Origin of the sequence: Arenimonas sp., from assembly GCF_041919775.1 — a bacterium.
Classification (GTDB): domain Bacteria; phylum Pseudomonadota; class Gammaproteobacteria; order Xanthomonadales; family Xanthomonadaceae; genus Arenimonas.
Genome location: NZ_JAYRTE010000006.1, coordinates 22,498 through 45,907, shown reverse-complemented (window position 1 = coordinate 45,907; position 23,410 = coordinate 22,498). Strand labels below are relative to the sequence as shown.

Sequence of the window (23,410 nt, the reverse complement as noted above, 5' to 3'; positions counted from 1 at the left end):
CCAGCATAGGCAAAGTCCGCCCGCCAGCGACAGGGCTAGAATCGCCAGCATGGACACGCCACGCCACCCACCGCCGGCCGCGATGATGCAGGCCTTTGCCGAAGCGGTTTACCGCGTGCACGCTGACGGCGAGGTGATCGCCCTGCGCATCGGCGAGCCAAACCCGGCCATGACGGCGCTGATGGCGAAGCACGGCGCCCGCCACGGCGGCCTGGTCACCGGCGAGAACCCCTTCGGCCAAGAACAGTCATCCGCGCGGAACGCAGCGGCGAACGAGGCGCTGCGCGCGGCGATCGATGAACTCGGCCTGGTCCGCGTGGCCTCGGACGGCGGCAGCGAGGACGGCAGCTGGAACGAGCCCGGCTTCCTGGTGCTGGGCGGCGACGACGCCGTGCTCGACCACTTGGCCCGGCAGTTCCGCCAGGCCGCCTGGGTACGCATCGATGGCGAAGGCAGGCCCGGCCTGGCCGGCTGCGACTACCCGCTGGCCGGCAGCGGCGAACAGCCCTGCTGGCCCGAGGGCGTGATTCCGGACGCCAGCGCGGGATGAACGGGCACGCCGGTGGCGGAGAGCGCGCCCGGTTTGCGTAGCAGGGGTATTGGCCGACTCACGGTCGCAATCGCCCAGGAATGCCGCCATGCGCAAGGCCCTGCTCGTACTCGCCCTCGTTGCCCTGCAGCCCGCCTTCGCCGCCGACCGCATCGCCGGCTGGGACAAGGGCGAGGCCTACATCTTCAGCTACGACCCGGCGGGCCCGCTGCGCATCGGCACGGTGGCCGCGGACGGCACCGTCGAACTGAGCCTGCCGGCCGTGCAAAGCACCGAGCAGACCCTGGGCACCACCTTCCCGTCCTGTCTTGAAAGCGGCGAACCGATAGTGAGCGAGCGCTTCGCCTCGTTCACGCCGACCTCGCTGTTCGTGGCGGCCGACGACTACGCGATGGAAGAGCTGGGCAGCCTGCATCTGGTCAGCTCGCCGGAGATGCTGGCCTGGCAGGCCAGCCATGGCCAGGGCAGCGCCACGAAGGGCAGCTGGTACCAGTACGTCAACGTCTCGCAGGCGGCGACGCTGGAAGCCGAATGCAAGATGGGCATGTACACCGGCGAAGGCGACGACAACTTCGAGCAGACCACGGTTTACGCGGCGCAGTTCAAGCCGGACTGGAACCTGATGCGCAACGAGGTGACCGAGCTGCGCGCGGGACCTTCAGGGAAGCAATACCCCAAGTCCATCCGCGTCACGGTGTCCGAAGGCGTGCCCGAGGACGCGCAGTGGCTGTTCCAGCCACTCGCGGACTGATCAGACCCGGCCGGTCACCGGCAGCAGCGCGCCGGTGATCGCGCTGGCCTTGTCCGACAGCAGGAAGACGATGGCGTCGGCCAGCTGCGCCGGCTGCACCCAGGCGCTGAAATCGGCGTCGGGCATGTCGGCGCGGTTGGCCGGCGTGTCGATGATGCTGGGCAGCAGGGCATTGACGGTGATGCCGCGGCCCTTGAGCTCTTCGGCCAGCGCTTCGGTGAAGCGCATCACGCCGGCCTTCGACGCCGCATAGGCGCCCATGCCGGCGCCGGCCTTCACCGCGCCGTTGGCGCCGATGTTGACGATGCGGCCGCCGTCCGGCAGATGCGCCAGCGCCGCCTGGCTGGCGGCGACGGCCGTGCGCACGTTCATCTGGTACATGCGGTCCCAGGTGTCGAGGGCCCCGCCCTGTACCTTCTCCCAGGCGAAGCCGCCGGCGATGTTGACCAGGCCGTGCAGGCCGCCGTGGGCCTTGGCAATCGCGTCGAAGGCCGCCTGCGTCGCCGCGGCATCGGCCAGGTCGATACCGCCGTAGAGATGGGCGTCGCCCAGGCTGCCGGGCTCGCGCGGCGCTTGCGCCAGATCGATCGCGGCCACCGTGGCGCCCTGCCCGATCAGCGCCTTCACGACCGCGGTACCGAGGCTGCCGAAGGCGCCGGTGACGGCGATGGTTTTTCCGTTGAGGGACATGGCGTGGCTCCTGGTTCCGATGCCGGCCATGTTAACCGACGCGGTGTTTGCGGCCGGTCAGGACGCGATCGTATCGGCCGGCACCCGTACCGCGCCCTCCATCAGCACGCGGGCACTGCGGCTCATGATCGCCTTGCGCACCTGCCACTGGCCGTCCACCAGCGTGGCTTCGGCGCCCACGCGCAGGGTGCCGCTGGGGTGTCCGAAGCGCACGGCCTGGCGTTCGCCGCCGCCGGCCGCTTCGTTCACCAGCGTGCCCGGGATGGCGGCAGCGGTGCCGATGGCCACCGCGCAGGTGCCCATCATCGCGTGGTGCAGCTTGCCCATCGACAGCGCGCGCACGCACAGGTCGATGTCGCCAGCAGCAATCGCCTTGCCGCTGCTGGCGACGTGGTCGGTGGCCGGGGCGACGAAGGCGATCTTGGGCGTGTGCTGGCGCTTCGGCGCTTCGGAGACATCGCCGATCAGCCCCATGCGCACCGCGCCGTGGGCGCGGATGGCTTCGAAGCGCGCCAGCGCCGCCGGGTCGCCGTTGATCGCGTCCTGCAGCTCGGTGCCGGTGTAGCCGATGTCCTTCGCGCGCACGAAGATGGTCGGGATGCCGGAGTTGATCATCGTGGCCTCGAAGCTGCCGACGCCGGGCACCTCGAGCGTGTCGACCAGCTTGCCGGTCGGGAACAGCGCGCCGCCGTCCTCGCCGTCGTCGGCCGGGTCCATGAACTCGAGCACGATCTCCGCCGCCGGGAAGGTGACGCCGTCGAGCTCGAAGTCGCCGGTTTCCTGCACTTCGCCGTTGGTGATGGGCACGTGGCAGACGATGGTCTTGCCGATGTTGGCCTGCCACACCTTCACCGCGAACACGCCGTTCTCCGGCAGGCGCGACTTGTCGATGAAACCGTTGGCGATGGCGAACGGACCGACCGCGGTGCTGAGGTTGCCGCAGTTGCCCGACCAATCCACGAAGGCCGTGTCGATGGACACCTGGCCGTAGAGGTAATCGACGTCATGGCCCGGCTGGCTGGCCTTGCTGATGATCACGCACTTGCTGGTGCTGCTGGTGGCGCCGCCCATGCCGTCGGTGTGCTTGCCGTAGGGGTCGGGCGAGCCGATGACGCGCATCAGCAGCGCGTCGCGCGCCGGGCCGGGAATCCGCGCCGCTTCGGGCAGGTCTTCGAGGCGGAAGAACACGCCCTTCGAGGTGCCGCCGCGCAGGTAGGTGGCGGCGATCTTGAGTTGGGGTGCGTGGGTCATCGGGATTCCTGTGGAGTTGCGATCCAGGCCGGGACGTCGCGCTGCGACTGCAGGACACGCCAGACATCCAGATAGGGCTCGCGATCAAAATAGAAAACGAGGTGGGGGAACTTCCTGAGCGGCCAATGGCGCAGGCCTTCAATCCGGAGCAGCTCGCCATAGCGGCCGGACCCGATGCCCGGGTTACGTGCAATGCGCGTTATGGCCACTTCGAGCGAATCGGCGAACGCGATTTCGAGCGCGGCGTCGCCCTGCAGCCCGTACCAGGCCGCCGCCTCGGCAACGTCGCCAAGCGCAAGCGGCTGCCATCTGACCTGCCTCACCTGGCCCTTGCCCGGGCCTTTTCACGCAACTTGTCGAAAAAATCAGCCTCCATCGGGATCGGCGGCCCCGAATTGAGCCCATCCATCAACAGGCCGCGCAGTTTTTCGACGTCCCGCTGCTTACGGATCAGTTCGCGCAGGTACTCGCTGCTCGAGCCGTAGGCGTGCTCAGCCACCTGGGCATCGACGAAGGCCTTGAGGTCATCGGGCAGCGAGATGTTCATGGTGGCCACGGCAGGCTCCTATGGCAAAGATTGCCATAGGAGTTTACGCCGCTCCCCGGACCCCGGCAATCCGCCAACAGCCCCGCCTGGCCGTCAGGCGATTCAGGCGGCCTGGCTGGCCTCCAGGAAATCCTGTGCAAAGCGCTGAAGCACGCCGCCGGCCTCGTAGATCGACACTTCCTCGGCTGTGTCCAGGCGGCAGGTGACCGGCACCTCGACGCGGCTGCCGTCGCGGCGGTTCACCACCAGCGTGAGGATCGCGCCCGGGGTGCGTTCGCCGGTGACGTCATAGGTTTCGGTGCCGTCCAGGCCGAGCGTCTTGCGGGTGGTGCCGGCCTGGAACTGCAGCGGCAGCACGCCCATGCCGATCAGGTTGGTGCGGTGGATGCGCTCGAAGCCTTCGGCGGCGATCGCCTCGACGCCCGCAAGCCGCACGCCCTTGGCCGCCCAGTCGCGGGAGCTGCCCTGCCCGTAGTCGGCGCCCGCGACGATGATCAGCGGCTGGCCGCGGTCCATGTAGGTTTCGATCGCTTCCCACATGCGCGTCACCTTGCCCTCGGGCTCGATGCGCGCCAGCGAACCCTGCTTCACCTTGCCGTCCTCGAGCACCATCTCGTTGAACAGCTTCGGGTTGGCGAAGGTCGCGCGCTGCGCCGTGAGGTGGTCGCCGCGATGCGTGGCGTAGGAATTGAAGTCCTCCTCCGGCACGCCCATCTTCGCCAGGTACTCGCCGGCCGCGCTCGAAGCCATGATCGCGTTCGACGGCGAAAGATGGTCGGTGGTGATGTTGTCGCCCAGCAGCGCCAGCGGGCGCATGCCGGTGAGCGTGCGCGGCCTGGCCAGCGCGCCCTCCCAGTACGGCGGGCGACGGATGTAGGTGCTCTGCGGGCGCCAGTCGTAAAGCGGCGCCACCTTCTCGCCCGACTCCACGGCGATCTTGAACATCGGCTCGTAAACGCTGCGGAACTGCTCGGGCTTCACCGCCGACTTCACCAGCGCGTCGATCTCGGTGTCACTGGGCCAAAGGTCCTTCAGCGTCACCGGCTTGCCGTTGGCGTCGTAACCCAGCGCATCCTTCTCGATGTCGAAGCGGATGGTGCCGGCGATGGCGTAGGCCACCACCAGCGCCGGCGAGGCCAGGAATGCCTGCTTGGCGTAGGGGTGGATGCGGCCGTCGAAGTTGCGGTTGCCGCTGAGCACGGCCGTGGCATAGAGGTCGCGGTCGATGATTTCCTGCTGGATCTTCGGATCCAGCGCACCGGACATGCCGTTGCAGGTGGTGCAGGCGAAGGCGACGATGCCGAAGCCCAGCTTCTCGAGCTCCTGTTTGAGGCCGGCCTCTTCCAGGTACAGCGCCACGGTCTTCGATCCCGGCGCCAGCGAGCTCTTGACCCAGGGCTTGCGCGTGAGGCCCAGCGCGTTGGCCTTCTTCGCCAGCAGGCCGGCGGCGATGACGTTGCGCGGGTTCGAGGTGTTCGTGCACGAGGTGATGGCGGCGATGATCACCGCGCCGTCGGGCATCAGGCCCTCGGCTTCCTGGGCGCGGCCCGGGGCGAGGTCGCCGGCGATGCCCTCGGCGGCCAGCTCGCTGGTGGCGACGCGCGCATGCGGGTTGGACGGCCCGGCCATGGTGCGCACGACACTGGAAAGATCGAACTGCAGCGAACGCTCGTAGCGCGCGCCGGCCAGCGCGTCGGCCCAGAGCCCGGCGGTTTTTGCGTAGGTTTCGACCAGGGCCACCTGCTCGTCGCTGCGGCCGGTCAGGCGCAGGTAGTCGAGCGTGTTGTCGTCGATGAAGAACATCGCCGCGGTGGCGCCGTATTCGGGCGCCATGTTGGAAATGGTGGCGCGGTCACCCAGGCCCAGCGCCTTCGCGCCTTCGCCGTGGAATTCGAGCCAGGCGCCGACGACCTTCTGCTGGCGCAGGAACTGGGTGAGCGACAGCACCACGTCGGTGGCGGTGATGCCCGGGCCCGGCCTGCCGGTGAGCTCGACGCCGACGATGTCGGGCAGGCGCATCCAGGACGCGCGGCCCAGCATCACGCTCTCGGCCTCCAGGCCACCGACGCCGATGGCGATCACGCCCAGCGCGTCCACATGCGGCGTGTGGCTGTCGGTACCGACGCAGGTGTCGGGATACGCAACGCCGTCGGTGACGCCGATCACCGGCGACATCTTCTCCAGGTTGATCTGGTGCATGATCCCGTTGCCCGGCGGGATGACGTCGACGTTCTTGAAGGCCAGCTTGGTCCAGTCGATGAAGTGGAAGCGGTCGGCGTTGCGGCGGTCTTCGATCGCGCGGTTCTTGCCGAAGGCGTCCGGGTCGAAGCCTCCGCATTCCACCGCCAGCGAGTGGTCGACGATCAGCTGCACCGGCACCACCGGGTTCACCTGAGCCGGGTCGCCGCCCTGGTCAGCGATGGCATCGCGCAATCCGGCCAGGTCCACCAGCGCGGTCTGGCCCAGGATGTCGTGGCAGACCACGCGCGCCGGGAACCACGGGAAATCGAGGTCGCGCTTGCGTTCGATGAGCTGGCGCAGCGAATCGTCCAGCGCCGCCGGCTCGCAGCGCCGCACCAGGTTTTCCGCCAGCACCCGCGACACGTAGGGCAGGCCGTCCCAGGCGCCGGGCTGCAGGGCCTCGACCGCTTCGCGGGCGTCGAAATAATCCAGGGAGGTGCCGGGCAGCGGCTTGCGGAACGTGGAATTCATGGCGGGACTCGGGGACGCGGAGCCCGCCATTATCCGGGATGTCGGCGGCCGGGGCACCCCGTGGGCTCAGCCCCTCTGCGAGAGCAGCTGGGTGGCGTGCGCCAGCACGCGTGCGAGTTCATCCCGGTAGCGGGGCATCAGCGCTTCGACGGCCTGCGCATCGCCCCGCGGGCCGGCATCCTCCAGCTGTTCGCACAGGCGGGCCAGGGCCTGGGCCCCGACCATGCGCGCCGAGGTCTTGAGCGAATGGGCCTGCTCGCCGACGGCCACCGCGTCCTGAGCCTGCCAGGCAGCCTCGATCCGGGCATGGGTGCGCGCGGCGTTGTCGTGGAACCTGCCGAGGAAATCGAAGGCCGCGCCCGGCTCGTCGCCCACGAAGCCGCGCAGCACGTTCAGCGACAGGCCCGTGGCCAGCGTCACCGTCGCGCCGCTGCCTTCCTCCGGCGCCGGCAGCCAGCGCTCCAGCGCCTGGCGCAGGTCGTCGATGACCAGGGGCTTGGCCAGGTAACCGTCCATGCCCGCGGCCAGGCAACGCTCCGCTTCGCCCTGCAGCGCGTTGGCGGTCAGCGCGACGATCGCGGTGTGGTGGCCATGGCCTTCCCCGTCGCGGATCCGGCGCGTGAGCTCGTAGCCGTCGATGCCCGGCATGTGCAGGGTCCACCCGGGCTCGACCGAGCCGGGACCCGCGCTGTGGACCCTGGGCGAGCCCGCACAGGACGCGCGGCGCTGGACGACGCTGCCGCTGAGCAACCGGCGCGGCCACCTGGTGGCTCGGCTGGACCTGCTGCCGCACGCCCTGGTGCCCGCGGCCAGCCACGCGGCCTTCGTGACGATGCTGTCCGACCGCCTGCACCGCATCCTGCACCACGCCGAGCTGCTCGATGGCGTGCAGCGCGAACTGGTGCAGCAGGACCAGCTCTACCATTTCCTGTTCGACAGTATCGGCGAGGCCGCGGTGTATTCCACCACCGACGGCGACCCGGGCGCGGACGAGATCATCCTGGCGGCCAACCCCACCGCCAGCCAGCTGCTCGGCTATGACCAGGACGAACTGGTCGGCATGAGCCGCGAAAAATTGTTCTACCCCGGCAGCCAGGCGCTGCAGCAGGCGCTTGAAGTGCGCAAACGGGAGCGGGCCTTTTCCGGCGAACTGGTGTTCCGCCGCAAGGACGGCCAGCCGGTGACGGTGGAGGTGTCTTCGCGCCTGGTGCAGAACCACGACGGCGAGTTCCGCGCGGTCAGCCTGATGCGCGACGTTTCCGTGCGCACCACCCGGGAGTCCGAGCGCGCCGCGCAGGCCCGCTTCGAGGCCATCGCCCAGCTGACCGGCGGCATCGCCCACGACTTCAACAACCTGCTGACCGTGGTGCTGGGCAGCCTCGAGCTGCTGATGGACCAGCTGCCGCCCGACAGCCGCGCCGCCGATTACGCGGCCAATGCGCTGCTGTGCGCCGAACGCGGCGCCAGCCTGACCAACCAGCTGCTTTCCTACGCGCGCCGCCAGCCGCTGCGCCTGCAGCCCGTGGACCTGGAGGCCCACGTCGAGGAGCTGCTGCCGCTGGTGCGCAGTTCGCTGGGTGAAATAAACCAGGTCGTCCTGAAGCGGAGCGGCCATTTGCCGCGCTGCGCGGGCGACCTGGCCCAGCTGACCACGGCGCTGCTCAACCTGGCCACGAACGCGCGGGACGCCATGCCCGACGGCGGCACGCTGACCCTGTCGACCGACCTGGTCACCGCCCGGTTACCCGCGACCGGCCCGGACGGACGCGCCGCGGCGGCGCGCCCGTTCGTCCGGCTGACGGTGTCGGACACCGGCCGCGGCGTGCCGCCGGAGCTGACCGAGCGCATCTTCGAGCCCTACTTCACCACCAAGGGCGTGGGTTCCGGTTCCGGCCTGGGCCTGGCGATGGTGAAGGGCTTCATGCAGCAGTGCGGCTGCGACGTGCGGGTGTCGGGCCTGCCGGGCGAAGGCACCACCTTCGAGCTGCTGTTCCCGGTGGACGAACGCAGCCCGCGGCCGGTGCCGGCGCCGAAACCGCTGCCCGAACACGGCGGCGAGATCCAGGTGGTCGAAGACAACGAACTGGTGCGCGTGCAGGTCTGCGGGCTGCTGGTCGGCGCCGGCTTCACGGTGCGCCAGGCCGCCAACGCCCGCGAGGCGCTGGACCTGCTTGCACGCGGCGAACCGCCCGCGCTGGTGCTGACCGACCTGGTAATGCCCGGCGGCATGTCCGGCATGCAGCTGGCGCACGAAATCCGTCGCCACAATCCTGCCCTGCCCGTCGTGGTGATGACCGGGCACGACCCCTGGGCCGCGGCGCGCGACGAACGCGACCGGCAGTTCGAGGTGGTGGCCAAGCCCTTCGACCGCGCGACCCTGCTTGAGGTGTTGGCGCGGCACCTGGGCTGAGCCGGCATCAGCCCGGCGGACGTGGCAGGGCGACGCCCTGGCAGGCGGCCGCGTTGGCCGGCAGGCGTGAACTGTCCGCGCCCGTGTAGGGACCCAGGCCGCGCAGCGACAGCGGTGCCCAGGACTGCAGTTCCAGCGAGCGGCGCGTGGCCTCCTGGACCTGTTCGGGCGTGGATGCCTGTTCAACCAGGTCGATCTTGCGCTCGAGGTCGTGCCTGAAGCTGCGTTCGTTGTGACCGTCCTGGCCGTCCAACGCATCGAGCATCCGCCGGTATAGCGCCAGGGCCAGCGCCGGATCATCTTCGATGACCTGGTCGAGAAGGCCCGGACTGAAGCGGGTGAGCGAAGACGCGGCGCTTGCGACCCGCAGCGTCATCAGCAGGTCGCCCTGGCGCACCAGCGACCAGGCCATGGCCGGCGCCTCGTTGCGGTAGGCCGCCAGCATGTCGGCCGAGTCGAGCACGTTCGACCACCGGAAGGCGGTGCCGCTGGCGTAGTAGCGCATCGCGGTCGTGTTTCCCAGCAGCGCCGCCTGCCGCCACTGGCGCAGCACGTCGGCAGGCGCGGGAAGCTCCACGCCCTCGCAGCGGCGTTCGCGCGGGGCTAGTTTGCGCTCGCGCAGGGCCAGTTCCTGTTCGAAGCTGCGCTGGAAGATGTCCACGTTCCCGGTCCGTGTGCCGTCGGCCGTCATCAGCTCAAACGCCCGCCGACGCTGGGCGAGCCAGGCCGCGAGTTCCTCGCGTTGCTGCGGCAGCGACAGGCAGTTCTGGTATTCGGCGGCCAGCCGGCAGGCGGCGGCGGGCACGCCGGCGGCGGCCTGGCGCTGCAGCGCCGGAAGCGCGCGGGCGAGCGGCACGTCCAGCGGGGGCAGTGGTTCATCAGTCGGGGCTGCAGGACGGGCCGCGGCGGCAATCCCCGCGCGCTGCGCCGACGGCGCGGGCGCTGTTTCCGCATCGGCCTGCGCGTCGGCGCGAGGGGTGAAGCGGTAGCCAAGGAAAAGAACGCCGGCAGTGGCCAGCAGGCCTGCCACGGATAACACGAAGCGACGTTTCGCCATGGGGGACACTCGGGCCGGGGGGACTGAAAGGCTAGCCGATGTCGTGGTGGAAATGCCGACGGAAGGGCACGCCTTCGGTCGCGAGTTCGCCCAGGCCCTGCGCCAGTGCGTGGCCGGCGTACACCGCATGCGCGATCAGGCCGGGCGCCTCGCAGTCGCCGATGCGATGCAGGGAAAACGCGGCCCTTCCGGTCTGGTCCGCGAGCTCCCTGCGCAGCGACTGGAACAGCGCGTCATCCGGAATCCGCGCGGTCACCGACACCACGGCGTCCGCGGGCAGCTCACGGATTTCGCCCGACCAGGCATCCTCGAGGCGCAGGGAGCGGCCTTCGTAACCGGCAACCACCTTCGAGACACGCACCTGCACGCCCAGCTCGGCGAGGCGCTTGCGCACATGCCGGTACTCGAGCGTGAACTGGCCCCAGGGCGCGACCACGTCCTCGGGCGTCACGAAATGCACGCGGCATCCGGACTTCGCCAGAAGTTCGGCGGCCACGGTGGCGTGGTAACCGCCGTCGTCGTCGAAAACCACCACCTGGCCTTCGGGCAGGCGGCCGCCCATCAGGTCATCCGGGGTGAACACCCGCGCATTGTTCTCGAAGCCTTCGATGGCCGGTGCGTGGCTGCGGCCGAAACCGTCGCGGCGCCAGCGGGCGCCGGTGGCGATGACCACGTGGTCGGCGCCGAACTCGATTACGTCGGCTGGCTCGAGACGCGAGTCAAGATAGGTCGCGACGTTCGCCAGCTTGTTGATCTGCCCCAGGCGCCAGTCGCGCACGCGCGCCCATTCGGCCAGGCCGGGCAGGCGGGCTTCGCGGCTGACGCGGCCACCCAGCTCCCTCGAGGCCTCGGCCAGCGAGACCTCGAAGCCGCGCTGGCCCAGCGCGCGGGCCGCTTCCAGGCCGGCCGGACCGCCACCGACCACCAGCACCCTGGCGGGTTTGCGCGCGGGCGCGATGCGTTCCGGGTGCCAGCCCTTTCGCCACTCCTCGCCCATGCTCGGGTTCTGGGTGCAGCGGATCGGCGAGACGGTGTTGTCGCCCGAGACGCAGACGTTGCAGCCGATGCATTCGCGGATGTCCTCGGGCCGGCCTTCTTCGATCTTGCGCGGCAGGAAGGGGTCGGCGATAGACGGGCGCGCGGCGCCGATGATGTCGATCACGCCGCGGCGCAGCTGCGAGACCATGGTGTCCGGCGAAGTGAAACGACCGACGCCGACGACCGGTTTGCTGGTCGTCTTCTTGACGAAATCGACGAAGGGTTCCTGGGCGCCCTCGCTACCGAAACGCGAGGGCAGCGAGTCGTTGTACCAGGCGCTGACGTTCACGTCCCACAGGTCGGGAAGCTCGGCCAGCATGGCCACGATGTCGCGTGCCTCGGCCAGCTCGACGCCGCCCGGCCCCAGCATTTCTTCGGTGGCGAAACGCAGGGCCACGCCGCAGCGGTGGCCGACGGCGTCCTTCGTGTCCTCGATCAGTTCGCGCAGCAGGCGCACGCGGTTTTCCAGCGAGCCGCCGTATTCATCGCCGCGCTGGTTGCGGCGGCGCTGCAGGAAATGCATCGCCAGCGACAGGTCGTGGGCGGCGTACACGTACACGATGTCCATGCCGGCTTTCATGCCGCGCACGGCGGCCTCGCGGTGCCAGCGCCGGTAGTCGCGGATGTCGGCCTTGTCCATGGCACGTGCCTGGTGCGGGTAGCCGTATTTGGTCGGCTGGTGCGAAGGCGCCAGCAGCACTTCGCGCGAAAACAGGTTCGAGGCAGCGGGACCGTTGTGGGTCAGCTCCACGGCAGCGAGTGCGCCAAAGGCGTGCACCTTCTCGCACATCAGCGCCAGGGCCGGGATGTCGCGGTCGTCCCAAAGCCGCGCTTCGACGTAGGGCGTGAGGTCGGAGCTGGGGTGGATCTCGCACTCTTCGGTGGACACCACGGCCCAGCCGCCCTCGGCCTTCACCTCGCGCATGGCCGCGTGCGCGAGCGGCATCGCGTGGCCCATGCCATTGCAGTGCGGCACCTGGAAAAAGCGGTTTTTCGCGGTCACCGGGCCGATGCGGATCGGCTCGAACAGCGGGTCGTAACGCGGATCGCGCATCAGGCGGGCTCGTCGGCGGCCGGCGCGTCGGCGGCATACGCCGCACGCAGCTGGTTGTGGAAATGCCAGACGCCCGACTCGCGCTTCGGGCACAGCCGCCCGGCCTCGTAGCTGCCCGATTCCAGCCCGCGCTGCACGGCTTCGCAGATGGCGATGTCCTCGGCCTGCACCTCGTCGCTGAACTCGCGATCGGCGGCGGCCAGCGCCTCGCCGGCCGGCCCGGGTGCGTAGTAATAGTCGAACTCCACCCGGCAGCGGCCCGGGTCCAGCGCCAGCACGCGGTTGGTCTGCAGCCGGCCGGGCAGGATGTTGAGCATCACGTTCGGGTACACGAACCAGTAAAAGGCTTCGCCCTCGCCGTAGGCGCTGGCACCCCCGGCGTCGCGCAGCGGCGAAAACTGCAGCGACTTCCAGGGCTGCAGCTCGGTGTCGTAGGCGCGGTAGTCGAGCACCTTCGACAGCCCCGGGTGCACGTGCGGCAGGTGGTAACCCTCGAGGAAGTTGTCCACGTACACCTTCCAGTCGCAGGCCAGGTCGTAGTGGTCGCGGCGGGCGAAACGCAGCGCGGCCAGGTCGATCGGCGCGAAACGTTCGGCGATGCCGCCGTATACCTCGTCGAAGCCGGGCACGTCCTCGCCGGCCGCGACGAACACCAGCCCCTGCCACTCGGCGACGCGCAGCGCCGGCAGCCGGATGCCGGCCACGTCGAAATCCGCGGCCTCCTGCATCTCCGGCGCGGACTTCAGTTGGCCGTCGAGCGAATAGCTCCAGCCGTGGTACCTGCAGTGCAGCGCCCGCGCGCCCCTGCCGTTGCACAGGGCCAGCGGTCCGGCGCGGTGCCGGCAGACATTCGCGAACGCGCGCAGCACGCCGTCGGCGCCGCGCACCACGATCACCGGCAGGCGCCCGAGCTGGTCGACGACGTGGTCGCCGGCTTCGGCCAGCAGGCCGGCATGCGCCACCAGCTGCCAGCTGCGCCCGAAAACCGCGCGCTGGTCACGTTGGAACGCGGCCTCGCCGGCGTAGTGGCCGGCGGGCAGCGCGGTGGCGGAAGCAAGGGCGGTCGCGGGCGGGGTGGTCGGCATGGCGGCAGTGTATCGCCAGCCTGGCCACCCGCCGGGATCAGGCGGCGCTGTCGCGGGCCTGCGCGGTCGCTGCCTGGAAAGGCGAAAGCGCGCCCAGGCGCGGTGCCGGCGCGGCCGTCGTGCCGTCGTCGGTGCTGCGCGACGCCGCCTTGAGCATCAGGGCCAGCGCGTTGTCGCCGTCCTGCGGGCCTTCGGCCACGCCAAAGGCAAGGTGAACGCCCTGCCCGGCCAGGACGTCGCCCATCCGGCGCCAGCCCGGAAGCAGCGTGGTTTCCAGGCCCTGGCGGGACACGCCCTCGGCCATGACCATCAGCTGGCCCGGCGAGGTCCGGCCCAGCGCGTAGCCCATGCCCTGCAGCGGGGCCAGCGCGGCCGCGGCTGCGGCCACCTGGCCGCGGTTCTCCTCGCCATCCGCATCGAGCACGCGCACGCTGACCACGCAGACGCGCCGGTGGCGACGCATGGCATCGACGAGCTGCTGGCCGAAACGCGCGCGATTGACCAGGCCGGTTTCGCGGTCCACGAAAGCCAGCTCATTGAGTCGCTCGGCCTCGGCGCGGGCCGCACGCCTGGCGGCCAGGACCGCGGGGGCATCGGAGATCGTGAAGAAGAGCGCGAAGCCCAGGCCGAGCAGGCTGGCCAGCACGGTCGGCGTGGTGAGCGTGCTGGCGGCGAGCAGGTTGCCGGGCGCGCAGAAGGCGTTCGGGTCGAACTGCACCGCGGCCATGCCGCTGTAGTGCATGCCGGCCACGGCCAGGCCCATCACCGCCGCCGCGCCGGTGCGCAGGCCGACGTCGCGCCAGGCCCGCACGCTGCGGAGCTTCGCCACGATCACCAGCGCCGCCGCCGAAGCACCCACTGCGATCAGCACGGACGCCACCAGCCAGGGCAGGTCGTAGCCCAGGCCCGGGTCCATGCGCATGGCCCCCATGCCGGCGTAGTGCATGGCGCAAATGCCCGCGCCCATCGCCACCGCGCCCAGCCCCACCGACAGAACCGACAGCGGCCCGCGGCTGACCAGGTGCAGGGCCAGAGCGGATACTGCGACCGCCGCCAGCCAGGAAAACACCGTGATGCCGAGGTCGTAGCTGACCGGGATCGGCAGCGTGAACGCCGCCATGCCAACGAAGTGCATCGCCCAGATGCCGCTGCCCATCGCGATGGCGCCGGCGGCCAGCCAGCGGCCCCGCTGCTCGCGGCGCTCGAAGATGCGGCCGGCGAATTCGATCGCCACGTAGCTCGCCAGCGCGGCGATGAGGATGGACAGGACCACCAGCATCGGATCGTAAGTACCCTGCATGTCGCACGCCCCCGTTTGAATAAGGCCGCGACCTTCGACAAAGCGGCATCAAGGGTGGGTGATGCGAAGCCCGACATCGTGAAGGCGGCGTGCGCGCATTCGCACGAAAGCCTTGCCACGCGCAGGCTTGCGGGAAAGGCGGGAAACGTATCGTCCCGCACGCGGCAACAATGGAGGGCCGCAGCGGTGACCTCGCCGGATCAGCCGCCTGTCGTGCGCAGCGCGACCGCCAGCCGCGACGCCAGCCCGCCGCCGCGCCGCACCGCGCGCGCCAGCGCGGCATCGAGGCTGGCCTTCGGCCCCCATACCTCCACCGACCGCTTCGCCCGCGACAAGCCGGTGTAGAGCAACTGCCGCGACAGGATGCGGTGTTCGGGATCGGGTGGCAGCAGCACGGCGACGTGGCCGTACTCGCTGCCCTGGCTCTTGTGGATGCTGATGGCGAAGGCGCTGGCGGGCGACGGCACGGCAACGGGAGCGAACGCGCGGACGCCGCCCTCCGGCGCCTCGAACCAGACCTGCAGGCGACCGTCGGCACCGGCCAGGCACAGCCCGACGTCGCCATTGAACAGTCGCGCGCCGTAGTCGTTGCGGGTGACCATCACCATGCGGCCCGGAAACCATTCGACGTCGCCCGGCAGGTTCCATTGCTGGCGCAGGCGGGCCTCGATGGCAGCCGCGGCGGCATCGGCACCGAAGGAGCCCTCGCGCAGCGCGCACAGCAGCTGGCGTGCCGGCAGCACCTGCAGCGCGGCCCGGGCAGCGGCGGCTTCCTCCATCGCTGGCAGCGGCGGCGGCGGACCCGGTTCGGCCAGGACATCGGCCCAGGCGCGCAGGCGTGCCGCCAGGGCGCCCCCGTCTTCGAGCGGATGCAGACGGGTGGCGCCGCCGGCGGCCGCCAGCGCATCGGCCAGCGCCGCGGCGTCACCGGCACGCACGGCTTCGTTCAGGCGCACCAGCGGCGCAACGGCGCGGAAGCTGTGGCGCAGCCGCGCCAGCGCCGGCGAGCCCGTGGCCTCCAGCGTGGCGACCAGGTCCATCAGCACCGAACCGGCGCCGACCGAATCAAGCTGGTCGGCGTCGCCCACCAGCACCAGGCAAGCGCCCGGGCGCAGGGCATGCAGCAGCGCGCGCAGCTGGGCCAGGTCCAGCATCGAGGCCTCGTCCACCACGACCACGCCGGCATCGATGGGACTGCCGGCATTGCGCGCATACGTCTGCCGCGCCGGCGACCAGCCCAGCAGGCGGTGCACCGTGCGCGCTTCGTCGGTGGGAAGTGCGGCCAGTGCGTCGGCCCAGTGCGCGGGAAGCTGCTCGCGCAGGCGCGCGGCTTCCTGGCGCAGCGACTGCACAAGGCGCTGCGCGGCCTTGCCGGTGGGCGCGGCCACCGCGATGCCGTCGCGTGCGGCGATGCCGTCGCGAAGCAGGCGCAGCAGCATGCGCAGCACCGTCGTGGTCTTGCCGGTGCCGGGGCCGCCGGTGAGCACCAGCAGGCGGCGGCCGCCGATCGCGCGCACGGCCTCGCGCTGGGCGCCGTCCGTGGCCGGGTCGCCGCCCGGGAACAGTTCGGCGAGTTCGTCTTCGGCCATCGGCAGCGGGCGGGCGTCGGCGTGCAGGACCTGCAGCGCGGCGGCGACCTCGCCTTCGAAGCGGTAATTGCGCCACAGGTAGAAGCGGCCGTCGGCGTCGAGCACGAAGGGCGTGCGTTCGCTGCCGTCGCCGACCAGGGCTTCGCCGGCGAGTTCGACGCGCGCCTCGGCATCGAGCGGCGCCAGCGCGGTGTCGCCGCGCTGTTCGGCGACCGCGGCCTGCGCCGCCAGTGCGGCCAGGCGCGGACCGCCGCCGTGGGCAAGCACCCAGCGGGTGAGGGCGCGGGCCAGCGCACGTTCGGCCGGGCGCCCGTCGAACTCGGGCAGGGGCAGCGGTCGGTAGTCGAGATGGCTCATGCGGTGGCCTCCGCGGGACTGGCGGCGGCCAGCGCCCGATCGACGGCCTCGAGCAGCGCCGGCGGGAAGGCATGGCTCCACACGCCCGCGCCCGGCGCCAGGCCGGCGGCGCGCACGAACAGGTAGATCGTTTCGCCCAGGTGCTGGCCGGGATCGTAGCCGGCATGGCGCTGCCTCAGGAAACGATGCACGGCCACGGTGTAGATCAGCGCCTGCAGCCGGTAGTGGTCGTGGTCCATCGCCTGCACCAGCGCGGCGCCGCTGTAGTCGCCCAGGCGATCGCCCAGCCAGTTGCCCTTGTAGTCGAGCACGTGCACCCGGCCCTTGTGCTGCAGGACGAGATCGATCTTGCCGGTCATCAGGCCGCGCAGTTCGCGCCAGCCCAGCGGCGGCACGAGCGCGGGTTCGCCGTGCGCATGGCAGGCCTGCCGCAGCGCATCGAGGCGTGCGCCGTCGAGCGCGAAATGGAAAGCCATTTCCGCGCGCTGGTCGGCGACCGCCACTTCGCCAAGGCGCAGGCCGGGCAGGAGTTCGGCATCCAGCGCGGCGTCGAGGCGCTCGCAAAGGCGCGGCAGCAGGTCCGGGAGCGATTCGCCGCGTGCACGCACGCCGAAGTCCGCCAACTGTTTCGCGACCAGGGCGGTTTGCGCCGACATCGGCTTGTTCGTATCGCGGTACTCGAAGCTGGCGTGCACGGCATTGCCGAAGGCGCGGCCCTTCAGCGCCGACAGGGCCTGCAGGACCGGATGCGGCGATTCCCCGGGCGCGGACGCGACGACGGCCAGCGTCGGCTCGCGCTCGTCGGCGGCCGCGCTGTCCTCCTCGCCACCGAAGCGTGCGCCCCGGACCAGCGTGGAGAAGCTCAGGCGCTGGCGCAGGCGTGCGGGCGCTGGCATCGGCAGCGCTTCGCGGGTGGCCGGTTGTTTTTCCCCGGAAGGGAGCGCGGGCCCGGGGCCCGGCCAGCCAGACTGCCACTGCAGGTGCGGCAGCGCCGGCAGCCTGGTTTCCACGCCCAGGCGGTCGAGCAGGGCGTCCAGCGGCGCGCGTTCCGGGTCGGACTTCGGCGAGGCGTTCTTCTTCGCCGTGGCCGGCCGCGACGGCGGCAGCGCATAGACGTGGCAGGCGTGGATGGCGCGCGTCAGGGCCACGTACAGCACGCGGAAACGTTCGTCCTGGGCTTCGTGGCGGGCCTGCCGCCGGGCCGGTGCGTCGAAGCGCGCGAGGCGGCCCGGGGTGTCGGGCTCCGGCAGCAGCCAGGGCGGATTGTCCTGGTTCTCGTTCAGGGCATGGGCCCACATCAGCGGCAGGAAAACCACCGGGAACTCGAGGCCCTTGGCGCGGTGCAGCGTCATCAGCTGCACGCGGGCGGCGTCGGACTCGATGCGCAGCTGGCGCTGGTCGCCGTCCGGCGCCTCGCCGTCGTCGTGCCGGCGCTGTTCGCCGAGCCAGTCGAGCAACGCATGCGGGCCCAGCCCCTGGTCGGCCTGCTGCTGCAGCAGTTCGCCCAGGTGCCGCAGGTCGGTGAGGTCGCGTTCGCCGCCGGCATGCGCCAGCAGGCGCGGCGCGGCGCTTGCGGCCAGCCCGAGCACGGTGGCCAGCACGCCTCGCTCCCGCCACAGCAGCCGCAGTGACTGCAGCCGGTCGCTGGCGGCTTCCCAGGCGGCGGGGGAGTCGTCCAGCGCGGCGACGTCCTGCAGGCAGCCGCCCCAGAGCCGCGTCAGCATGGCCGCGCGCACCGCGGTCTCATCCCCGGCGTGCACCAGCGCCTGCAGCAGCACCTGCAGTTCAAAGGCCCATTCGGAATCGAAGACGCTGGCGCGGCTGCCGCCGACGCAGGGCACGCCGCGGCGGCCCAGCGCTTCGCGCAGGCGGGTGATGTCGGGGTTGGTGGGCAGCAGCACGGCCAGGTCGCCGGGGCGCAGGCGTTCGTGCACGACCATGTCGCCGTGTTTGCGGCCGATGGTGTGGGACGGATCCGCCAGCAGCGCCGCGATGTGGTCGGCGCAGGCCTCGATCGCCGCCTGCTTGCGCTCGGGCTGCGAGGCCGGCGGCTGGCCCAGGTAGTGCATCACCAGCGGCGCCTGCACCGGCTGGCCACCGATGCGGTAGGGCGTGTCGGCCTGGCGGTCGCTGGCCAGCACGCGTTCGTAGCGGATCGCGCCTTCGCCGCGGGCGTCGAGCGCCGGGCCGGCGGCATCGTCGGCGAAGAATCCATTGACCGCCGCCACGTAATTCGGCGCCGAACGGTGGTTGGTGTCGAGCGCCAGCCGATGGCCGGCGTGGGCGCGCGCGCGCAGGTAGGCCTGCACGTCGCCGCCGCGGAAACCGTAGATCGCCTGCTTGGGGTCGCCGATCATCACCAGGCGGCCGCGCGGCTGGCCGTCGGCATCGCGATAGATGCGGTCGAGGATGCCGTACTGCTGGTCGTCGGTGTCCTGGAATTCATCCACAAGCGCATACGGCCAGTCTTCGAACAGCGCGTCCGCCAGCGCCGGCCGGGTGCTGACCGCCGTGTGCGCCTGGCGGATCATTTCGTCGAAGGTGAGCTGGCCGCGGGCGGCGAGGCGCTGGTCGCGCCAGGCCGACACGCGCGTCACCTGTTCGCTCCAGAAGCGGGCGACGTGGCCGTGGCGGGCCATCACCAGGCGCGGCACTTCGTCGAGCAGGCGCGAGATGGCGGACAGCATCATGAAGTCGGACTGGCGCTCGGGGCGCACCTGGCCGTCGAGTTCGAACTCCGCCAGGGTGCCCAGGCGCTCGTCGGCCTTGGGCCAGTCGGCGCCGGCGAGCCAGTCGGCCATTTCGGACAGGCAGGCCAGCAGCTTCGCGTTCTTGCGCGTGAACCACGACACCTCGTCGGCGATGGCGCGCAGGGGCGCGGCGAGAACCGGCGCCAGCTCGGCCCGCGCCTCGTCGAAGGTTTCCCCGGACGGCAGCCGCACGCCCGGGCGCAGCAGCGTGGCCAGCGTGCGGGTGAACCTGGACAGGCTCAGTTCGCCGACGCCGGCGTCGGCCAGGCCGTCCGTATCCGACTGCCGCAGCACGCGCCAGGCGTCGTGCGCGAGTTCTTCCAGCAGGGCCTGGCCGGAGGCGGCCTCGGCCACCTCGATGCCCTGCCCGCCTTCGAGCGGGTGTTCGGCCAGGATGCCGCGGCACAGGCCGTGCAGGGTGCCGATGGGCGCGCGGTCGAAATCCGCGAGCGCCAGGCGCAGGCGGCGGCGGTCCTCGATGAAAACGTCTTCTTCCTGCCAGCGAGCGAGCAGCCAGGCCGTATCGCCGGGCGTTTCCGCGTCGATGGCGGGCCGCGTGTCGGCCAGCTCCAGCGCCTGCCGCAGGCGCGCGCGCAGGCGTTCGCGCAGCTCCTGGGCCGCGGCTTCGGTGAAGGTGGTGACGACGATGCGCTCGACGCCCGGCGCCTGCGTGGGTTCCAGCAGCAGACGCCACCACAGCACGCCGATCGTCCAGGTCTTGCCGGTGCCGGCGCTGGCTTCGACGAGGGCGCGGCCACCCGGGCCGAGCGGCAGTTCGCGCCAGTGCGCGACGGTGACCGGCGTGTTCATGCCGCTGCCTCCGGATCGCCCGGGTTGATGGCATTGAGCAGCGCCGTCGCGGCATCGGCCAGGGCCAGGTGCCAGTCGTCGTTTTCGTCGGGCGACAGGCCGCGGCCGAGCAATCGCGCATAACCCGGCGCGTAGTCGAGCTCGCGGCGCCAGTCGTCGCCGGCGTCGTCCTTGCCGTTGGCCAGGGCCCAGCTGGTGCGCGGGAAGTAGGGCCAGGGGTCGGTGGCCGGGCGCGTGGCGGCATCGATCACGAAGGCGAGACGCATCTCGAGCTGTGCGCGTAGTTCTTCGCGCTCCTCCGCGCCGGCCTGCAGGAATTTTTCATCCCAGTCGGCGATGGCCGCCTGCCAGGGCATCTTGCCGGCCCTGGCCACCAGGGCGGCGATGCGCACGCGGCGTTTTGCGTTTTCCGGCGCCAGCCGGCACAGCGCCCAGCGGATGAACAGCGGCAGGCGCTCGCGGAAGCCCAGCGTCGCCTCGGACTCCTTGTGGGCGAAGGTGTCGCAGACGAACAGCACGCCGTCGCGCTCGCGCACGCGGTCGATTTCGCCGGTGAGGCTGAAGCGTCCGACCTGGCGGGCGATGGCGGGAACGGTTTCGGGCGCCAGCTTGGGTTCAAGCAGGCTGGCCAGTTCGATGCGGGCGCGCGCCGCGGCCACGAGCGCTTCAGCGGTGTCGCGTTCGCGGGCCCAGGCCTGCGCGCCCAGTGCACCGGGCGGCAGCACGCCGCCGAGCACCAGGGCTTCGGGCGGCAATTCGGGAAGCGACACGCCGAGTTCGGCCAGCGCTTTTTCGCATAGCGTGCGGGCCTGCCGGTCGAAGACGCCCAGGCGCGCTTCCAGCGGTTCGTCGCTGGCCAGGCGGCGTTCTCCCAGCGCGTCGAGGCGCGCGCGCAGACCGTCGGCCAGGACAAGTTTCGCCGGGTCGCGGCACCAGGCCAGCACGCGGGAAACCTCCACGTCGGCGGGTTCTTCGCTGGCCGGCGAGGGCCGCGGCGACAGCAGCGCCGGGGCGTCACGCTCGCCGCCGACCATGCCGGCGAAATCCGGGGAGAAGCTGCGGCGGGCCGGGTCGTCGCCGAAATACGCGCCGTCGAATGGCTGCAATGCGTGGTCCACGCGCCACGGGGGCGCCTCCCCGGCGCCGGAGGGCAGCGCCGCCATCAGTTCGGCCAGCGGCGCCGCGGGATTGCGCGGCTTGCCGTCGCGCGCATCAAAACCAACCCAGCTCAGGTGCAGGCGGTCGCGCGCCGACATCACCGTTTCCAGGAACAGGTAGCGGTCGTCGCTGCGGGTGTCGCGGTCGCCCAGTTCGCGCAGGCCATGGCGGTGGATCGGGTCGAGGCCGGCGTCGCGGTCCTGGCGCGGGTACTCGCCTTCGTTCAGACCCAGCACCGCGACCACGCGGAAGGGGATGGCGCGCTGCGGAACCATGCCGCAGACGGTCATGCCCCCGGCGAGGAAACGCTGCCGGCCCGGCACGGCAGCGAGGCGTTCTTCCAGCCAGGCGCGCACCACCGGCCAGGCCAGCAGCGGGTCCAGGCCGGCCTCGGCGGGTTCGGCAGCGAGGCCACGCACGACAGCGCGCAGCGCGTCCATCGCGTCCTGCGCGTCGGGGTCGCCGGGGTCGGCCTGGAAGAGCTGTTCAAGCGCCGATTCCAGCCGCGTCGTCCAGGCGCTGGCGGCGCGTGGGCGGGCTGCGTCCTCGCGCAGTACCGCCAGCCACTGCAGCAGCTGGTCGAGCGCGCCCAGGGCCAGGGCCGCGCCGGCGACGCCGGTGACCGGCGCCAGCCGCTGGCCGGCGACCGACATCAGGTCGTCGGCCTCTTCGTTGCCATGCACCAGGCTCGCCAGCAGGCGGTCCATCGCCCAGGCGAGGGTGTGTTCCTCGATGGACGGCACGCCGAGTGCGGCGCGCGCGGCCGGGTCCAGGCCCCAGGCGGCGCGGGCTTCGGCCAGCGCGCGTTCGAGCAGGGCCAGCGCGTCGGCGTCCAGCCCCAGCCGGCGGGCGACGTCGGGCTGGGCCAGGAAATCGAGCAGCGCCGGCGCGGTTTCGCGCGAGCCGGGCAGTGCCAGCAGCTGGCGGAAGGCGGCGAACAGCGGCACCGTGCTGGCCACCGGCACGTCGGCCAGGTGGTAGGGCAAGGGCGCGCTGGCATCGCCCGGTGCGCCGAACACCGCCGGCAGCAGCGGCAGGTAGGCGCGGATGTCGGGCGCCATCACGACGATGTCGGAAGGCGCGATGCCGGGGTCGTCGCGGCGCGCCTGCAGCAGCGCATCGCGCAGGGCTTCGAGTTCGCGCAGGCGGGTGTGGCAGGCGTGCACGCGCAGCGAGGCATCGGCGCGACGCGCAGGCAACGGGCGCGGATCTTCCGACAGCAGCGAGGGTGCGAGTCGGCGCAGGCTTTCCTGCAGGCGCTCGAGCAGCGGGCCGGGCGGGCGGTCGTGGTCGGCTTCGTCGCGGTAGTGGCGCATGTCCAGCGACGCGTCCAGCGACTGCACCTGCAGCATGAAGTGCTGGCCGAGGCGACCCCAGGCGGCGAGCAGCGGGTGGTGCTGGTCGAGGAAGGTGGCTTCGGCGTCGCGCGAAAAGGGATCGGCGGCGAGTTCGCGCAACTGCGCGGCTTCGCTGCGCAGGCCGCCCCAGTATTCGCGGCAGGGGTCGGGCACGTACAGCACCACCGGCCGGTGCACGGCCAGCGCGTGCAGCACACGCAGTTCCGCCGGCGCCAGGTGGGCCAGGCCGAACACATGCAGGGGATCGGTGGCGGCCACGCGCACGCCTTCATCGCGCAGCCTGCGTTCGAGCAGGGCCAGCTGGCCGCCGCGGTGGGTCTGGCCGATGGCGGTTTGCAGCGCCTGCCACAGCGCCGGGTGGAAGCCGGCGCCGTCGAAGCCCGCGCGGCCGCGCGCCCACTCGGCCAGCCAGCGGGGCCGGTAGGCCATGTACTGGGTGTAGATGCGCGCCAGGCGGTCGGCCAGCTGGAAGCGCCGGCGTTCGGCGTCGGCGCCGTCGAGCGCGGCACGCAGGGTGGGATCGGTTCTGGTTTCAAGCAGGGCGAAGATGCGCCAGCGCAGGTGTTCGCGGCGCCACGCGGCCGGGGACGTCGCCCCTTCGCCCAGGACCTCGCCGGCCAGGCGGTCGAGGAAACCGCTGGGCAGCAGGATGTCGAGGTTGGCGACGATGCCGTGCACGCCGCGTTTTTCCGCCAGCGCCCCGGCCAGCCACTGGCGCATGCCCGGGTGGGCCGCGACCACGGTCTGCGGCGCCAGCAGCGCCGCCGGCGGCTGGGTGGCCAGCAAATGGTCGAGCGGCACCAGCAGCGCCTCGAGCCGGCTGGCCCGGAACACCGTGATTCCTTCGCTGGCGCGTTGTTTCCAGTCCGCTTGCATCCGCACAGCCTAGCCGATCGACCCGGACAGACTGCCCCACCGGCGTCGCAGGGAGCGAGACGGGACC

16 protein-coding genes are annotated in these 23,410 nt (G+C 71.4%); 3 read left to right on the top strand and 13 right to left on the bottom strand.

Annotated elements, in window-relative coordinates:
* Positions 1-49: 49 nt before the first annotated feature.
* Positions 50-550, top strand: coding sequence for a DUF3293 domain-containing protein (locus ACE3TE_RS05600; RefSeq protein WP_374602978.1), 501 nt, complete (start codon positions 50-52; stop codon positions 548-550).
* Between the two features lie 88 nt (positions 551-638).
* Positions 639-1,301 (top strand): hypothetical protein, encoded by a 663-nt coding sequence (locus ACE3TE_RS05595; RefSeq protein ID WP_374602977.1) that lies wholly within the window; start codon positions 639-641, stop codon positions 1,299-1,301.
* Here ACE3TE_RS05595 and ACE3TE_RS05590 read toward each other — a convergent pair whose 3' ends face one another.
* The 6 genes from ACE3TE_RS05590 to ACE3TE_RS05565 form a co-directional block, all read right to left on the bottom strand.
* Positions 1,302-1,991: an SDR family NAD(P)-dependent oxidoreductase gene (locus ACE3TE_RS05590; protein WP_374602975.1), complete on the bottom strand. Its 690-nt coding sequence runs from the start codon at positions 1,989-1,991 to the stop codon at positions 1,302-1,304. It abuts the gene before it with no gap.
* A 57-nt stretch (positions 1,992-2,048) separates the two neighbouring features.
* The gene (prpF, locus tag ACE3TE_RS05585) at positions 2,049-3,242 is read right to left on the bottom strand and encodes a 2-methylaconitate cis-trans isomerase PrpF (RefSeq protein ID WP_374602973.1); all 1,194 of its coding nucleotides are present in this window, start codon (positions 3,240-3,242) and stop codon (positions 2,049-2,051) included.
* On the bottom strand, positions 3,239-3,565 hold the full coding sequence (locus ACE3TE_RS05580; protein ID WP_374602972.1) for a type II toxin-antitoxin system RelE/ParE family toxin: 327 nt from the start codon (positions 3,563-3,565) through the stop codon (positions 3,239-3,241). Before ACE3TE_RS05580 ends, prpF begins: the two co-directional genes overlap by 4 nt.
* Entirely contained in the window at positions 3,562-3,798 is a 237-nt protein-coding gene (locus ACE3TE_RS05575; RefSeq protein WP_374602970.1) for a type II toxin-antitoxin system ParD family antitoxin, read from the bottom strand. Before ACE3TE_RS05575 ends, ACE3TE_RS05580 begins: the two co-directional genes overlap by 4 nt.
* Positions 3,799-3,891: 93 nt before the next feature.
* On the bottom strand, positions 3,892-6,501 hold the full coding sequence (gene acnD / locus ACE3TE_RS05570) for a Fe/S-dependent 2-methylisocitrate dehydratase AcnD (RefSeq protein WP_374602968.1): 2,610 nt from the start codon (positions 6,499-6,501) through the stop codon (positions 3,892-3,894).
* A 66-nt stretch (positions 6,502-6,567) separates the two neighbouring features.
* Positions 6,568-7,149: an Hpt domain-containing protein gene (locus ACE3TE_RS05565; protein ID WP_374602966.1), complete on the bottom strand. Its 582-nt coding sequence runs from the start codon at positions 7,147-7,149 to the stop codon at positions 6,568-6,570.
* Between ACE3TE_RS05565 and ACE3TE_RS05560 the strand changes: the two genes are divergently transcribed.
* The gene (locus ACE3TE_RS05560; RefSeq protein WP_374602964.1) at positions 7,148-8,911 is read left to right on the top strand and encodes an ATP-binding protein; all 1,764 of its coding nucleotides are present in this window, start codon (positions 7,148-7,150) and stop codon (positions 8,909-8,911) included. The genes ACE3TE_RS05565 and ACE3TE_RS05560 overlap by 2 nt on opposite strands.
* A 7-nt stretch (positions 8,912-8,918) precedes the next feature.
* Here ACE3TE_RS05560 and ACE3TE_RS05555 read toward each other — a convergent pair whose 3' ends face one another.
* The 7 genes from ACE3TE_RS05555 to recC form a co-directional block, all read right to left on the bottom strand.
* Positions 8,919-9,968 carry a hypothetical protein gene (locus ACE3TE_RS05555; RefSeq protein WP_374602962.1) on the bottom strand — a complete coding sequence of 350 codons (1,050 nt, stop codon included), beginning with the start codon at positions 9,966-9,968 and terminating at the stop codon, positions 8,919-8,921.
* A 31-nt stretch (positions 9,969-9,999) separates the two neighbouring features.
* Positions 10,000-12,060: an FAD-dependent oxidoreductase gene (locus ACE3TE_RS05550; protein WP_374602960.1), complete on the bottom strand. Its 2,061-nt coding sequence runs from the start codon at positions 12,058-12,060 to the stop codon at positions 10,000-10,002.
* Positions 12,060-13,145 carry an SRPBCC family protein gene (locus tag ACE3TE_RS05545; RefSeq protein ID WP_374602958.1) on the bottom strand — a complete coding sequence of 362 codons (1,086 nt, stop codon included), beginning with the start codon at positions 13,143-13,145 and terminating at the stop codon, positions 12,060-12,062. Before ACE3TE_RS05545 ends, ACE3TE_RS05550 begins: the two co-directional genes overlap by 1 nt.
* A gap of 37 nt (positions 13,146-13,182) precedes the next feature.
* Positions 13,183-14,445 carry an MHYT domain-containing protein gene (locus ACE3TE_RS05540; protein WP_374602957.1) on the bottom strand — a complete coding sequence of 421 codons (1,263 nt, stop codon included), beginning with the start codon at positions 14,443-14,445 and terminating at the stop codon, positions 13,183-13,185.
* Positions 14,446-14,645: 200 nt separating this feature from the next.
* Positions 14,646-16,391, bottom strand: coding sequence for an exodeoxyribonuclease V subunit alpha (gene recD / locus ACE3TE_RS05535; RefSeq protein ID WP_374602955.1), 1,746 nt, complete (start codon positions 16,389-16,391; stop codon positions 14,646-14,648).
* Positions 16,388-19,951, bottom strand: coding sequence for a UvrD-helicase domain-containing protein (locus tag ACE3TE_RS05530; RefSeq protein WP_374602953.1), 3,564 nt, complete (start codon positions 19,949-19,951; stop codon positions 16,388-16,390). The genes recD and ACE3TE_RS05530 overlap by 4 nt, the downstream gene beginning before the upstream one ends.
* On the bottom strand, positions 19,948-23,343 hold the full coding sequence (gene recC, locus ACE3TE_RS05525) for an exodeoxyribonuclease V subunit gamma (RefSeq protein ID WP_374602951.1): 3,396 nt from the start codon (positions 23,341-23,343) through the stop codon (positions 19,948-19,950). Before recC ends, ACE3TE_RS05530 begins: the two co-directional genes overlap by 4 nt.
* Positions 23,344-23,410: the final 67 nt, after the last annotated feature.

Bases quoted from the DNA above. Each gene is read 5' to 3' on its own strand.
- ACE3TE_RS05600 (WP_374602978.1), top strand. From the start codon at position 50: ATGGACACGCCACGCCACCCACCGCCGGCCGCGATGATGCAGGCCTTT.
- ACE3TE_RS05595 (WP_374602977.1), top strand. From the start codon at position 639: ATGCGCAAGGCCCTGCTCGTACTCGCCCTCGTTGCCCTGCAGCCCGCC.
- ACE3TE_RS05590 (WP_374602975.1), bottom strand. From the start codon at position 1,991: ATGTCCCTCAACGGAAAAACCATCGCCGTCACCGGCGCCTTCGGCAGC.
- prpF (WP_374602973.1), bottom strand. From the start codon at position 3,242: ATGACCCACGCACCCCAACTCAAGATCGCCGCCACCTACCTGCGCGGC.
- acnD (WP_374602968.1), bottom strand. From the start codon at position 6,501: ATGAATTCCACGTTCCGCAAGCCGCTGCCCGGCACCTCCCTGGATTAT.
- ACE3TE_RS05560 (WP_374602964.1), top strand. From the start codon at position 7,148: ATGTGCAGGGTCCACCCGGGCTCGACCGAGCCGGGACCCGCGCTGTGG.
- ACE3TE_RS05565 (WP_374602966.1), bottom strand. From the start codon at position 7,149: ATGCCGGGCATCGACGGCTACGAGCTCACGCGCCGGATCCGCGACGGG.
- ACE3TE_RS05555 (WP_374602962.1), bottom strand. From the start codon at position 9,968: ATGGCGAAACGTCGCTTCGTGTTATCCGTGGCAGGCCTGCTGGCCACT.
- ACE3TE_RS05550 (WP_374602960.1), bottom strand. From the start codon at position 12,060: ATGCGCGATCCGCGTTACGACCCGCTGTTCGAGCCGATCCGCATCGGC.
- ACE3TE_RS05545 (WP_374602958.1), bottom strand. From the start codon at position 13,145: ATGCCGACCACCCCGCCCGCGACCGCCCTTGCTTCCGCCACCGCGCTG.
- ACE3TE_RS05540 (WP_374602957.1), bottom strand. From the start codon at position 14,445: ATGCAGGGTACTTACGATCCGATGCTGGTGGTCCTGTCCATCCTCATC.
- recD (WP_374602955.1), bottom strand. From the start codon at position 16,391: ATGAGCCATCTCGACTACCGACCGCTGCCCCTGCCCGAGTTCGACGGG.
- ACE3TE_RS05530 (WP_374602953.1), bottom strand. From the start codon at position 19,951: ATGAACACGCCGGTCACCGTCGCGCACTGGCGCGAACTGCCGCTCGGC.
- recC (WP_374602951.1), bottom strand. From the start codon at position 23,343: ATGCAAGCGGACTGGAAACAACGCGCCAGCGAAGGAATCACGGTGTTC.